This window comes from Mycolicibacterium neworleansense (assembly GCF_001245615.1).
GTDB lineage: Bacteria > Actinomycetota > Actinomycetes > Mycobacteriales > Mycobacteriaceae > Mycobacterium > Mycobacterium neworleansense.
Genome location: NZ_CWKH01000002.1, coordinates 1,435,338 through 1,448,639, shown reverse-complemented (window position 1 = coordinate 1,448,639; position 13,302 = coordinate 1,435,338). Strand labels below are relative to the sequence as shown.

At 68.6% G+C, this 13,302-nt stretch carries 11 protein-coding genes; 5 read left to right on the top strand and 6 right to left on the bottom strand.

What is annotated here, in order from left to right:
• Positions 1–110 precede the first annotated feature (110 nt).
• Positions 111–1,316 carry an MFS transporter gene (locus BN2156_RS22630; protein WP_090517586.1) on the top strand — a complete coding sequence of 402 codons (1,206 nt, stop codon included), beginning with the start codon at positions 111–113 and terminating at the stop codon, positions 1,314–1,316.
• Here BN2156_RS22630 and BN2156_RS22625 read toward each other — a convergent pair.
• A complete protein-coding gene (locus tag BN2156_RS22625) occupies positions 1,210–2,451 on the bottom strand; it encodes a cytochrome P450 (RefSeq protein ID WP_090517109.1) in 1,242 nt (413 codons plus the stop codon). The genes BN2156_RS22630 and BN2156_RS22625 overlap by 107 nt on opposite strands.
• A gap of 34 nt (positions 2,452–2,485) precedes the next feature.
• Positions 2,486–3,730: a tRNA guanosine(34) transglycosylase Tgt gene (tgt, locus tag BN2156_RS22620; RefSeq protein WP_090517108.1), complete on the bottom strand. Its 1,245-nt coding sequence runs from the start codon at positions 3,728–3,730 to the stop codon at positions 2,486–2,488.
• A 66-nt stretch (positions 3,731–3,796) separates the two neighbouring features.
• Between tgt and BN2156_RS22615 the strand changes: the two genes are divergently transcribed.
• The gene (locus BN2156_RS22615; RefSeq protein ID WP_090517107.1) at positions 3,797–4,246 is read left to right on the top strand and encodes a lipoprotein LpqH; all 450 of its coding nucleotides are present in this window, start codon (positions 3,797–3,799) and stop codon (positions 4,244–4,246) included.
• Here the strand turns inward: BN2156_RS22615 and BN2156_RS22610 are convergent.
• Positions 4,233–5,156 carry a haloalkane dehalogenase gene (locus tag BN2156_RS22610; protein ID WP_090517106.1) on the bottom strand — a complete coding sequence of 308 codons (924 nt, stop codon included), beginning with the start codon at positions 5,154–5,156 and terminating at the stop codon, positions 4,233–4,235. The genes BN2156_RS22615 and BN2156_RS22610 overlap by 14 nt on opposite strands.
• Positions 5,157–5,292: 136 nt before the next feature.
• Here BN2156_RS22610 and BN2156_RS22605 point away from each other — a divergent pair, with 136 nt between their 5' ends.
• The 3 genes from BN2156_RS22605 to BN2156_RS22595 all read left to right on the top strand — a co-directional run bounded on the left by BN2156_RS22605 (position 5,293) and on the right by BN2156_RS22595 (position 9,000).
• Positions 5,293–5,793 (top strand): lipoprotein LpqH, encoded by a 501-nt coding sequence (locus BN2156_RS22605; RefSeq protein WP_090517585.1) that lies wholly within the window; start codon positions 5,293–5,295, stop codon positions 5,791–5,793.
• Between the two features lie 107 nt (positions 5,794–5,900).
• The gene (locus BN2156_RS22600; RefSeq protein WP_090517105.1) at positions 5,901–7,211 is read left to right on the top strand and encodes a PE-PPE domain-containing protein; all 1,311 of its coding nucleotides are present in this window, start codon (positions 5,901–5,903) and stop codon (positions 7,209–7,211) included.
• A 22-nt stretch (positions 7,212–7,233) separates the two neighbouring features.
• The gene (locus BN2156_RS22595) at positions 7,234–9,000 is read left to right on the top strand and encodes a penicillin-binding transpeptidase domain-containing protein (protein ID WP_090517104.1); all 1,767 of its coding nucleotides are present in this window, start codon (positions 7,234–7,236) and stop codon (positions 8,998–9,000) included.
• Here BN2156_RS22595 and BN2156_RS22590 read toward each other — a convergent pair.
• Genes BN2156_RS22590 through BN2156_RS22580 form a run of 3 tightly spaced genes read right to left on the bottom strand, consistent with a single transcriptional unit; the run spans position 8,997 to position 13,272 of the window.
• Positions 8,997–10,727 carry a diol dehydratase reactivase ATPase-like domain-containing protein gene (locus tag BN2156_RS22590; protein WP_090517103.1) on the bottom strand — a complete coding sequence of 577 codons (1,731 nt, stop codon included), beginning with the start codon at positions 10,725–10,727 and terminating at the stop codon, positions 8,997–8,999. The two genes, BN2156_RS22595 and BN2156_RS22590, sit on opposite strands and share 4 nt — an antisense overlap.
• Positions 10,724–11,056, bottom strand: a complete 333-nt coding sequence (locus tag BN2156_RS22585) for a diol dehydratase small subunit (protein ID WP_090517102.1) — start codon at positions 11,054–11,056, stop codon at positions 10,724–10,726. Before BN2156_RS22585 ends, BN2156_RS22590 begins: the two co-directional genes overlap by 4 nt.
• Positions 11,053–13,272: a propanediol/glycerol family dehydratase large subunit gene (locus BN2156_RS22580; protein ID WP_090517584.1), complete on the bottom strand. Its 2,220-nt coding sequence runs from the start codon at positions 13,270–13,272 to the stop codon at positions 11,053–11,055. Before BN2156_RS22580 ends, BN2156_RS22585 begins: the two co-directional genes overlap by 4 nt.
• Positions 13,273–13,302 lie beyond the last annotated feature (30 nt).

Below are 13,302 nucleotides of genomic sequence, written 5' to 3'. Positions count from 1 at the left end.
CGCATCTGCACACCGCATGGTCCGATTTCCGCCAGCATCCCGCTGCCGGGCCTCATAGCGTCACGGGCATGACACCCCAGCCTCGAATAGGCCGAATCACAGTGTGGTTCATGGCGATTGCCGCCGCCCTCGGTACCGCCGCGATCTATCCACTGCAACCGGCGGTCTCCGATGTCGCTGACGGCCTCGACATCTCGATCGCCCAGGTCGGCATCGCGCTCGCATGCGGGCCCGTCGGGTACCTGGTAGGGCTCGCGACGCTCGTTCCGCTCGTCGACCGATTCCCGCCGAAAAACGTACTCGCCGCCCAGTTCGGCGCACTGGCAGCAGCGTTGGCGGCCAATGCCACCGCCGGATCGCTGTGGACGCTGGGGCTGACGATCGGGGTGATCGGCGCCTGTTCCACCGTCGGCGCCCAGTTGAGTTCGATCACCGCACGCTTCGTCCCCGACGGTGGCCGGGCCACTGCCCTGGGCGTGGTGACGGCGGGTATCTCAGCCGGGATCATCGCGGGCCGCATCGCCGGTGGCTGGCTGACGGAGACGTTGGGATGGCGAGGTGGCCTGCTCGTGTTCGCAATCGCATGTGCCGTAGCAGCATTCGTCGCATTGCGGATGCTGCCGGCCACGGCCGGCTCGGCGACGGACGGCTACCTGGCGACGCTGCGCGGCCTGCCGGGCCTGTTCCTGCGATTCCCGGTGTTGCGCATCGCCGCGATACGCGGCGCGCTGTGGTTCTTCGCCTTCTGCGCGGTGTGGGCCGGCCTGGCCGTCGCGCTGGCCCAGCCGCCGTACTCCTATTCCGCCGAACGGATCGGCCTGTACGCGCTCGCCGGTCTGCTGGGCATCGTCGCCACCCGCATCGCCGGTGTGTGGACCGATCGCGTCGGTGCGCGACGCGTCATGGTGACCGGCCTGGTCGTCGCCGCGGTGGCTGCGGTCGTTCTTGCGGGCTGCCTGTCGAATCCCGTCGCCACCCTGGTCTGCCTGGCCGTGTTCGACGCCGGATTGTTCGCCGCCCAAGTGGCCAATCAGAGCACGGTGCTGGCCCTCGACCCGGCCGCGCCCGCACGGTTCAACAGTGCCTACATGGTGGTGTACTTCGTGGGCGGCAGCCTGGGTACCGCATTCGGCGCTGCGGCCGTCGGATGGCTGGGTTGGCCGGCGACTGCCGCCGTCACCGCCGGGGTGATCGGTTTGGCGATACTGCTCAGCGGGGCGCGATCTCGACCGGCAGCGTCGACATTCCCCGCAATGTCAGGTTCGCCTTGTACACCGGGTCGTCAGCCAGACGCGCCTGCGGGAACCGCGCGGTGAGCGCCGACAACGCCACCGAGGCCTCCAATCTGGCCAACGGTGCACCCAGGCAGAAATGCGGCCCCTTGCCGAATCCGATGTGGCGGATGCTCGCGCGGTCCGGGTCGAACTCGTCGGGCCGCTCGTTGACGGCCGGGTCGCGGTGGGCGGCGGCCAGCAACAGCAGCATGGTGTCGCCGGCCGGGATCGTGATGTCGCCAATTGTCATGTCTTCACCGGCAATTCGACCGACCAGCTGCACCGGCGGGTCGTACCGCATGGTCTCCTCGATAACCGCCGAGGCCCGGGAGGCATCGGCACCGAGCGCCGCCCACTGGGCCGGATGACGCAACATCGCCAGCGACGCATTGGCGATCAGGTTCACCGTTGTCTCGTGCCCGGCGATCAGCAGCAGATTGCACGTCGCGACGATCTCGTCCTCGGTGAGCTGATCCCCCGACTCCTCCACCGCGATCAGCCCCGACATCAGGTCCTCGCCGGGCGCGCTGCGGCGGGCGTCGATCAGCTCACGCAGATAGTCGTTGAGCCAGATGCCGGCCGCCATCTGCTCGGCGAACCGATCGGAGGTGTGCCCGGTCAGCGCCAGGAACGGGTCCAGCGCCGCGGCCAGCAGCGCCGAGGCGTCGCTGAACTTGGGCTCATCCTCGACGGGCACCCCGAGCAGCCGGCAGATCACCGCCACCGGCAGCGGGTAGGCCAGACCGCCGATGACGTCCAGGCTGCCACGACGCTCGACGTCGTCCAACAGCCCGTCGACGAGCGCGGCGATGTCGGGTTCCAGCGCCTTGATCACCTTCGGCACGAACGCCTTGCTGACCAGCTTGCGCAGCCGGGTGTGATCGGGCGGGTCGAGGAACAGGAAGTTGGCCGGGCCGCGGGGACGCTCGGACGGCTCGGCCTCGAGCTGGCGCCGGGCGATGGTGGAGTTGGACCGGTCGCTGCGCGACGCCGGATGCCGCAGCACCTCGTCACAGTCGCCGAAGGACGAGAACACCGTCAGGTTGGACTCGGGCAGGTACAGCGGCCCGAGCTCGCGGATCCGCTCGAACGACGGGTAGGGATCGGCCCGGCAGGCCGGGTCGAGCAGTTGCAGAAGCAGGGCCTGCGGGGCTTGGTCGTCGGTGACGGTCGCCATCTACTTATTGTGCACGCGTAGAAGAAGCTCCAGGTCAGCTTATGGGCACGCCGTAGTACCGGCCCAACACGTGCGCCCGCAGCTCATCGAACTCACCGGCCACGATCGACGCCCGGATCTGGTCGACCAGCCGGATCACGAACCGCTCGTTGTGAATCGTGCACAACGTCGCCGACAGCATCTCCTTGGCCTTGAACAGATGCCGGATGTAGGCGCGCGAGTAATTGGCGCAGGTGTAGCAATCGCACTCAGCGTCGATCGGGGTGAAGTCCCGTTTGTACCGGGCACCGGTGATGTTGAACCGTCCGGTCGCCGAGTACACCGCGGCATTGCGCGCCACCCGCGACGGCGACACACAGTCGAAGGTGTCCGCCCCGGCGGCCACCGCGTCGAACAGATCGTCGGGCTCGCTGATCCCGAGCAGGTGCCGGGGCTTGTCCGCCGGCAGCTCACTGCTGACCCAGCCGACGATGGTGGCCAGATTCTGCTTCTCCAGCGCGCCGCCGATGCCGTAGCCATCGAAGCTCAGCCCCTCGGCGGGCCCGGCCTCCTGCCCGATGGTGGCCAGACCCCGCGCGGCCTGCCGGCGCAGGTCCTCGTACTGGGCGCCCTGCACCACACCGAACAGCGCCTGCCGCGGGCGTTCCGGTGACAGCGCCTGCAGCCGGTGGTGCTCGGCCAGGCACCGCAGGGCCCACTCGTGGGTGCGCTGCACCGAGCTCTCCTGGTAGGCGCGGGTGTTGACCAGGGTGGTGAGCTCGTCGAACGCGAAGATGATGTCGGCGCCGAGCTTGTTCTGGATGCCGATCGAGACCTCGGGGGTGAACCGGTGTTTCGAGCCGTCCAGATGCGAGCGGAACGTGACGCCGTCGTCGTCCACGACGGCCAGCCGTTCCTTGCCCTTGGCGATGATGTCGTCGGTCTGCAGCCGCTCGGTGTCCATGGCCAGGACCTTCTTGAACCCGACGCCCAGTGACATCACCTGGAAGCCGCCGCTGTCGGTGAAGGTCGGTCCCGGCCAGTTCATGAATGCCCCGAGCCCGCCGGCCTCGGCCACGATGTCCGGGCCCGGCTGCAGGTACAGGTGATACGCGTTGGCCAGGACTGCTTGGGCGCCAAGCTCTTTCATGGTCTCGGGAAGCACCGATTTGACGGTGGCCGCGGTGCCGACGGCGATGAACGCCGGGGTGTGGATATCGCCGTGCGGCGTGTGGATGGTGCCGACCCGGCCGAGTCGGCCGGGCAGCTCGGCCTCCACGGTGAAATACGGCTGGTCCACACCAGGTATTCAACCGGATGCGCGTCCGATTTCCGTCACGGGGGCGGACGCGACCATACTGCGGTCGTGAACTTGGTCATGCGCCGCCCCATTGTCATTGCCACCGGATTTGCTGTGTGTCTGGCTGCAGTCGCCGGATGCTCGTCGCAGGAATCGGGTTCGTCAGGTAAGTCCGGCCAGGGCCGGGTCACCTTCGGTCCCAACGACGCCGGTCCCGTCACCAGCGTCACCTGCGAGACCAAGGACGGGCTGACCACGATCGGCATCGAGGGCAAGATGCCGGCCTCCGTGGCACTGACCGACGGCGAGGCCCCGGCGGTGCAGTCGGTGAACATCGGTGACGTCAACGGCGAGGGTGCATCGCTGACCTATCTCTCCGGCCTGTCCGGAGCACCGGTGGTGGCCGCGCGCGACGGCAAGGGCTACACGATCACCGGCACCGGCATGGGCATCGACCCCAACGATCCGGGCACGCCGGTGGACATGCCCTTCGACATCGCGGTCACCTGCCCCTAGTCGCAGCGTCGGCGAGGAACTCCACGATCGCCTCGGCGAGTTCCTCGCCGGCATCCTCCTGCAGGAAATGACCGGCGTCGCCGATCACCGGGTGGTCGATCCGCTGCGCACCGCGCATCTCCCGCTTGAAGATCGGCGCCATCCCACCGGTGATCGGGTCACCGTCACTGAACGCCACCAGCATCGGAGTCGGGCTCGCCGCCAACACTTTCCACGCCGACCGGTTGGCGGCCGACGCCGGGTCCTCGGGTGCGGTGGGCACCAGGCCCGGCATCGCCCGCGGGCCCGCACAGTAGGAGTCGTCGGGAAACGGGGCGTCGTAGGCCGCGCGAACCTCATCGCTGACCGAGCGGCGGCACCCCGACGCCACGAACCGGCCGACTTCGATCGTGGGTGCACTCCGGATCGCGGTGCGGAACTGCCACCAGATCTCGGGCATCGGGATGTCGCCGGTGGGCAGCCCGGTGTTGGCGACCACGATGTTGGCGAACCGGTCGGGGTGTTCGGCGGCCAAGCGCAGCCCGATCAAGCCACCCCAGTCCTGACCGACCAGGGTCACCCGCCGCAGATCCAGGACGTCGAAGAGCAGCGCCCGCATCCACTCGACGTGCCGCGCATAGCTGTGGTCCTCGATGCGGGTGGGCTTGTCGGAGCGACCGAAACCGACCAGGTCGGGGCAGACGACGCGGTGGCCCGCCGCGGTCAGTATCGGGATCATCCGCCGGTACAGAAACGACCACGATGGTTCCCCATGCAACAACAGCACCGGATCGGCCTCGGACGGCCCGTCCTGCACCCAGGCCACCCGTAATCGGCCACCTTCGGCATCATCGATTTCGGAATACTCTGGCGCATAGTCGAATTCGGGCAGATCGCGGAAGCGGTCCTCCGGTGTGCGCATCGTCCGCATGATGGTGAACTTACGACCGACCCGTGGCCGTGGCGAACAATTCGGTCAATCCCATCTCCACCACCTGCGCGAACCCCAATACTTCTGCCTGACAGCCCGCCGCTCTGGCGGCTGCACAACCGTGAGGAGAGCAGTGGTGAAGCGTGAGTTCCTGGTAGCCATCGGCGGCGCCGCGATCGTCGTCGCCGGCCTGTCCGGCTGTTCGTCGAGCGACGAGAAAGACACCTCCAGCGACACGAAGGCCACGGCGACGGCGTCAGCGACGGCCTCGGTCGAAGCCGGCGACGCCAAGGCGACGACCGGCGCGGGCACCGCCCGGGCCGTGATCGACGGCAAGGAGCACAAGGTCGAGGGCACGGTCGTGTGCGCCACGGTCGCGGGCAATGTCAGCCTGACCGTCGGCCAGGGCATGAGCGCAGTCAGCGCCACGCTCAGCGAGGGCGACAAGCCGTCGGTGACCGCTGTGGCGCTGGGCAACATCGACGGCGTCAGCCTCGGCTACACCCCCGGCGTGCCCGGCGGCAGCGCGGAAGCCACCAAAGATGGCAACAACTACACGATCAAGGGCGATGCCACCGGCGTGGACGGGATGAACCAGGTGACCAAGCCATTCGAGCTCGAAATCTCCTGCCCTTAACCAAACACGTCACATCTAGCAAACATCTGGCATAGTGTGGGCCCGGACTGACCCGGGCCCACACTCCGTTCTCAGTCGTTTTCACCAGCACGACCCGGAGGTGCACCGTGGCCAGTCACCGAAAGCACGCACAGGCATCGGCGGTCGTGGTGGCCGGCGCCACCGCCGGCATGACCGCCGTCCTCACATTCGGGTACGTCGCCGACGCGCTGGCCGCGACCCTGCCGGGCAGCTATGCCGTGGTCGGGGTGGGTGGGAAAGACGACACCTTGAGTGCGCGGATCCCGAACAAGTTCGACGGCAACTACGTGCCGTACAACGGCGAGTTCGCCGGACCGGCGGCCGATCGCTACTACCCCGTCCACTATTCGGCCACATTGCCGATCGATTCGAGTGTGGCCACCGGTCGTGCGCCGTTGATCGCCCAGGTCGCCGAAGCCCGCACGGCGGTCGGCCCGGACGGCACGATCTACATCGTGAGTTACTCCGAGGGGACCATCGTCGCCGAGAAGTACAAGCGCGAACTCACCGCCGGAACGGCCCCGCCCCCGGGCGGCAACGTCGAATTCGTGTACATCGCGGCGCCGACCGTTCCCAACGGCGGCATCTACGCCCGCTTCCCGAACACGGGACCACTGGCGCTGCTCGGATTCACCAGCACCGGCGCGGCCGCCCCCACGGCCTACGACCAGACCTTCATCACCGTCGAGTACGACCCAGTCGGCGACTTCCCGGCCTACGCCAACCCGCTGTCACTGGCCAACGCCGCCGCCGGCTTCATCTATCTGCACGGTGACCCGACACCGGACGCCACCGACCTGAACGATCCGGACGCGATCATCGTGACACCGGTCGACAAGGAAGGCGGAGGCACTGACACCTACATCCTGGTCAAGACCGAGCACCTGCCGCTGCTGCAGCCGTTCCGGGACTTCTCGACCGCGCTCAACGCCACGGCATACACCGAGCCGGTGCTCGGCGCGATCGAGCCGACCCTGCGGCTCGGCGTCGACATGGGCTACACCGACCGGGACTACTCCGATCCCGCTACGCCAACCCGTTTCTCGTTGATCACGCCGCCCAAACGGATCATCGAAACCGTGAACGCACTCCCGGGCGCGATCCAGGAAGGCGCGGAGAACTTCAACGGCGGATCACCTTCTCCGGCATCGCCCTCGACGACGTCGGGGCCCACCGACCGCAACACGCTGAAGAAGAAAGCTCCCAAGGTCGTTGCCCCGACAGACGCGGCCGACGCCCCCGACAAGCCGGTCAAGCGAAATCCCGCGCACCGCCGCGACGACGTCCGCAACGCGATGTCCGACCTCGCGAAGAACGTCAAGGACACGCTCAAGCCGCGTAAGCCGAAACCCGATGCCAAGCCCGCGAGTGAATCGGACACAGACAAGGCTGCCTAGCTTCTGATGTCATGCTGGGACCATGACTCGACGGCGCGCCTGGTTCTTGTTGCTGTGCCTGTTCCTTCCGATCGTGGGATGCTCCTCGTCCCCTGATCCGGCAGACAGCTTCGCCGCGTTCGCCGATGCGTTGCAGCGCAAAGACGCTCACGGTGCAGCCGCTCAGACCACCGACCCCGCGGCGGCAGAGCCGGTGATCACCTCGATGTTCGAGGGCATGGGAGAGGCCGCCACGGTCAAGGTCGCCGCCGAACCGGAGGACGGCAACGAGTCCGGCGCGACGCTCAAGTACCAGTGGACCTGGGGTGACGGCCGGGACTTCGGCTATGACACCGCCGGGACCGCGACCAAGTCCGGTGACGACTGGCGCATCTCCTGGACACCGGCACTGCTGCACCGAGATCTGCGTGACGGCTTGAAGTTTCAGTACAGCACCGACAGCGATCTGCAGACCCCGGTGCTCGACCGGACCGGCCAGCCGTTGATGACATGGCAGACCGTCGGGGTGATCTCGCTGGACCGCGGCCACCTGGATTCCGCCGGCCCGCTGGCCGCGCTGCTGGCCCCCTTCGATCCCACCACCACCGCGGAATCCATCAGCGCCCAGTTCGCGTCGAACGCCGACGATCGGGTGACGGTGATGAAACTGCGCGAAGACGACCTCACCTCGGTGCGTGACCAACTGGCCCAGGTTCCCGGTGTCGCCGTGGCCGAGCAGGGCGACCTGCTGACCGCCGACCGCCAGTTGTCCTCACCGGCGATCGGCGGTCTGGCCGAGCTGTGGCACGACCGGATCACCAAGGCTGCCGGATGGTCGGTCTATCTGGTCGACGGCGACGGTGCCCCGGCCCAGCGATTGACCGCACAGCCGCCCGCGCCGACCGAGCCGATGCGCACCACGCTGGATCTGCGGCTGCAACTGCTCGCTCAACAGGCCGTGGCCCAGGAGGGCCGGCCCGCCGTGGTGGTGGCGATCTCCGGTTCGACGGGCGGCATCCTGGCCGCCGCGCAGAACACGGCCGCGGATCCGCAAGGTGCCATTGCCTTTTCCGGCCTCTACCCGCCAGGGTCGACGTTCAAGACCATCACCACCGCGGCCGCGCTGGAGGCCGGCCTGGCCACCCCGGACAGCCCGCTGCCCTGCCCCGGCCGGTTGACGATCGAGAACCGCACCATTCCCAATGACGACGACTTCGACCTGGGCACGGTGCCGTTGACGTCGGCATTCTCCCATTCGTGCAACACCAGCATGGCCGCGCTGTCCGACAAGCTGCCCGCTGACGCGCTGACCAAGACCGCCCGCGCGTTCGGCATCGGGGTGGACTTCACCATCCCCGGGCTCACCACGGTGACCGGCCGGGTGCCGAACGCCGACACCGCCGCCAAGCGGGTGGAGAACGGGATCGGCCAGGGCACCGTGACCGTCAGCCCGTTCGGCCTCGCGGTGGCCGAGGCCAGCCTGGCGCACGGCTCGACCGTCCTGCCCAACCTGGTCGACGGCGACAAGGTGACCGCTGATTCCGCCTCGCAGCCGCTGCCGCCCGCCGTCACCGGGGCACTGCGGGACATGATGCGCAAGACCGTGACCGAGGGCACCGCAAGCCAATTGAGCGACATTCCCGACCTCGGCGGCAAAACCGGGACCGCCGAGTTCGGCGACAACACGCACTCCCACGGATGGTTCGCCGGGATCGCCGGCGACATCGCGTTCGCGACCCTGGTGGTGGGCGGCGACTCGTCGGCGCCCGCGGTGAAGATCTCGGGCGATTTCCTGCGCTCTGCCGGTTAACCGGCGCCGGATCCGGCGGCCAGGTGCACCAAGCCCGAGGCGACCGCGAACCGCGGTCCGTGTACTCCGTCGATGTTGGCCCGCCCCACCACAACTCCCGCACCGCGCAGGGATTCACCGACCGTGCGCAGTAGTTCGTCATCGAGCGCCCCGCCGCCGGCGAGCACCAACGCGGTCGGGGCTTTCTCGAACGCGGCCAGGCAGCGGGCGATGTTGGCGGCCACGGTCTCCTGCTTGATCGCCAGCCGCAGGCTGCGCCATTCCTCAGCGGCCAGCTTGGTGGAGAACGGCACCAGGCCGGCGCTACCGCGGGTGCACAGCCGGCCGATGGCGTCGGCCGGCGCCGGAGCATCCAGGAACAGCCGTCGCCCGTCCTCCTCGTGTGCCACGTGCGGGCCTTCGACCCGGATCGCCGGGGTGCGTTTGACCCGCTCGGCCAGGGCCCGCGGGATGTTCAGCATGCGTGCCACCGCGACGGTGATGGTCTCCCCCGCGCCGGCGGCCGTCACGGTGCGGCCCGGCCCGATCAGGTCGATGGTGCCGCCACCGATATCGCACACCACCGAATCCGGTGGCAAGCCCGGCGTGGTGCGGGCACCCCGTGCCGCGGCCTCCGGCTCTCCTGCGAGGGTGCGCGCCGGACGTCCGGTCAGCTCGGCGAGCGTGGTGGCGGCATCCTCTACGTGGTCGGCAGCCAGCAGCGCCACCACCGTGCCACGTGCGTCGGCCACCCCGCGGCGCAGCCAGGTGCCGCTGTCCAGTGCCGCGAGGTCGGTGAAAAAGGCGTCGTCGACCGCGATCTCATGATCGGCGGTCGGGATGGAGCGCAGCCGGATCCGCACCACGCTGCCCGGCAGTTCCCGCCGCAGGATGGCGTGGGCCTGGGCGGGTGAGTACCTGACCACCGCCCCGTCGATCTGCAACTCGACGTAATCCTCGTCCACCGCGGGCGGCTCCGGCGCCTCGGTGCGCGCGGTCACGGCGATGGCCGGGGAATCCGAGAGTTCCCTGGTGAATTCGGCGACCTCATGAATCTGGTCATGGCCCAGTTCCAGGGCCGCGCACAGCGCGATCGGATCGGCCAGCGCGCGGTAGGCGCGGCCCTCGGCCACCACCTCCAGCGCCACCAGCGCCCCCGGCGCCAACCCGTCGAGCATCACCTCGTCGACCACGGGGACGTCGAGGGGAATCCGGTTGCGGATCAACACCGCATCGTCCTGGGCGGCCAGCACGCCGGCGATCGCCCAACCGTTCCCGACCGCGGTGGTGACGGCCGCCGCGGCCACCTCGAAATCGGTGTCCCCGTCGACCGAGACGATCACCGGACCATCGCACGGTGCACCGATCAGGTCACCCAGCGGTACATGCCGGCCCACCGCGTACCCCGTGCCGGCCGGGGTGCTGGCATCGGGCTTGCGCAGGCTGCGCACCGGGGAGCGCGGCGAGGGCGCCGGTGCCAGCGGGGCGGTCTCGGTGTCGACCGGCCGGATCGCCGAGAGCACCAGCTCATCCGCGCGCACCCCGGCGTCGACCTCGATGCGGTGCAACAGCGCGGCCGCGCCCTCCAACGAATCCTGGGATCCCTTGCGGCCCCGGGTCGGCGCCTGTCCGTGGGTGATGGGGAGTACGGAGCCATCGGCAGCACCGTTGTCCACACGGGCCAGGACGATCTCGGTGGTGTGATTGCCGACGTCGATCCCGGCGACAATACGGCCACGGGGCGTCACCGCAACAAGCCCCGCCGGGCGTACACCGCGGCGGCCTGACGCACCAGTTCCGCGCAACGCACGGCACCACGGTTCTCCAGCGACGCCTGCAGCGCGTCGAGTTCGGCGGCGGTGGAGCGGTGTGGGCGCAGTGCCTCGTACAGGCCCATCACCTCTTCATCGTCGATGGTGGCCAATTCCGCTGCGCGCAGGAAATTCTCGGCCAGCTGAGGGTTGCCGTTCTCCTCGGCAACCACAGCCTGGTGGGCCAGGGTCGCGGGATCCATCCGCAGGTCGGACAGGTCCAGCTTGCCGTCGACAGCGGCCGCGACGGTGAATCTGCCGGTCATGCTCTGCGCACCTCCACCGTCACGGGCGCCTGGCCCGGTTCACTGGCCTCACGTTCCAACGCGACGAGTGCCACCGCGCGCGCGTGATATCGCGCCGAGATCGACTCGTCGGTACCGCCGGTCAGGATCGGCACCGGCGCCATGCCCTTGGCGTGGCGGGCGGCATTGCGGCCCAGCTCGCGGTAGTTCCTCGCGGTCAGCAACGGGGCCACACTGAACAGCTCCAGGTTGGCCAGCGGCGCCAGATCCCGGCGGTGGATGAGCGCAGTACCTTTGCCCTGCAAGCCGATTCCGATCCCCGATCCGGACAGTTTGGCCGCGGTCAGGCCGATCAACCCGACGTCGATGGTCGAACGCACCCGCACGAAGCGTGGCACGCAGCCCTCCTCCTCCAGCCCGGCGGACAGCTGGCGGATCACCTCGCCGATCGGCAGCCCACACAGGCTCAGCCACACACTGCGCCCCAGCGCCGGCGACAACCCGATGCACACCTCGCGCGGATCGCTGCCCTGCCGGGCGGGTTCGATCTCGGTGACGGTGATGTGGCCGGCATGCTCGACCTGGTCGGTGGTGAGTTCGGCGGAGTTGCGCTGCTGGCGGATGTTGTCGATCTCGGCCCGGCGCTCCTCGGTCAGCGTGTAACCCGTTCCGGGACCTGTGTAATCGTTCGGGTCGGTGATCTTGGACAGCACCCGGAACTGCTCGTCGAAGATCGCCGAGGTCTGCAGCTGGTCACCGCGCAGGCGTTCCGCCGTCAGCCGCATGATGGCCTCGGCCTCGTCGTCGTAACCGGTGCGCTTCAGGGAGGCGACCACGTCGAACACGGTGAGCTGCTTGGCCTCGATCGCGTTGGCCGCTTCCGCGACGACCTTCGGGTCGCCGGGCGGCAGATCGCGTGACCCGTTGGCGACCACCCCCTCCTCGACGTGGCTGTCGTCGAAATCGGCCAGGCCCAGATCGCGATACACCGCCTGCACCGCCGTCGCGGCCCGCCGCCGGACCGCGGCCTGACGCTCGGGTGACACCGTGCGCAGTCCGCCGTCGGCCCCCCAATCCCGTTGCAGGACCAGGAAATCGTCCATGTCGTCGGAGTTGAAGTTGGACAGCGCGAACGCGTTGTCGTAGCGCGGGATCGAGCCGAACCCGGAGAAGATGAAATCCGCACCGGCCAGCAGCACCGGCAGGGTGTGCGCGCTGCGGCGAATGTCGGATTCCGAGATCAGGTTGTCATTGCCCGCGCACGACTCCAGATCGCGCATCATCACCATCAGGTTCTCGGCGAGCAATTCCTTCATGCCGTCGGGCACCGAGGCCACCACACCGACCCCGTCGATGCCGCCGTTCTGGACTCCCTGCGATCCCAGCGCCCGGGCCAGCGAGACGCAGCGCGATTCCAGGTAGAGGATCGAGCATCTCTCGGCCGCGCCCATCAGCACCTCGGCGCCGCCGCCGCTGGTGACCCGCATCTTCAACCCACGTGACGCGTAGGCGCTCGTCAGGATCGCCTTGGAGAACGGGGTGTCGTCACCGTCGACGAACACCTGCTCGGTGCCGTAGATGGAAATGGTCTCGGCGTAACTGGTCAGCCCCCGCATCCCCAGCCGCAATTCCAGCGCCTCCTCGATCGCGCACTGCGCCATCGCGCCCGGTGTCCCCACCTGCGAACCGATCAGCAGCGCAACGGCATTCGAGGATGCATCGCCCAGGACCGGCACCGTCGTCTCGACCTCGCGGAACCCGTAGGCCACCGCGCTGGCCGCGTCGGCGGCGATCAGCATCGGATCGTCCAGCTGGTTGGTGACGTGGGCCTGATTGCTCGGGGTGCGGCGGACCCGCATCTTGGCCATCGCCATCTGCATCTCGACCGGCGTCAGCAGGGCGATGACCCGCGCGAGCTTGGCCGGGGTGGTGCCGCCGATCAGCCGGACCACCTCGGCGCGTGGCACATTGAGATCCACGGTCTTGCGGGCCAGCTCGACATCGCTGCACGCCATGGCCTCGGCCGCGACGTCGAGGTCAAGTCCGTAGCGGGCGATGAACTCGTCGATCACATCGAAGTCGGCCGCGGCCTTGCCGTCCATCTCGACGACCTGACCCTCACGCAGCACCAGCGACGGTTCCGGATCGTGCGGACTGCGCATCGCAACCAGGCCCAGGTCCGGATTGGCCACGCTGAACCCGTCGAGGTTCACCGGCTTCGCATCGAGAATCCGCATCCTGCCGAGGTAGGCACCGCCGTCATCCGC

Coding starts and splice junctions, on each gene's coding strand:
- BN2156_RS22625 (WP_090517109.1), bottom strand. CDS start 2,451: ATGGCGACCGTCACCGACGACCAAGCCCCGCAGGCCCTGCTTCTGCAA.
- BN2156_RS22585 (WP_090517102.1), bottom strand. CDS start 11,056: ATGACCGGCAGATTCACCGTCGCGGCCGCTGTCGACGGCAAGCTGGAC.
- BN2156_RS22580 (WP_090517584.1), bottom strand. CDS start 13,272: ATGCGGATTCTCGATGCGAAGCCGGTGAACCTCGACGGGTTCAGCGTG.
- BN2156_RS22630 (WP_090517586.1), top strand. CDS start 111: ATGGCGATTGCCGCCGCCCTCGGTACCGCCGCGATCTATCCACTGCAA.
- BN2156_RS22610 (WP_090517106.1), bottom strand. CDS start 5,156: ATGCGGACGATGCGCACACCGGAGGACCGCTTCCGCGATCTGCCCGAA.
- BN2156_RS22595 (WP_090517104.1), top strand. CDS start 7,234: ATGACTCGACGGCGCGCCTGGTTCTTGTTGCTGTGCCTGTTCCTTCCG.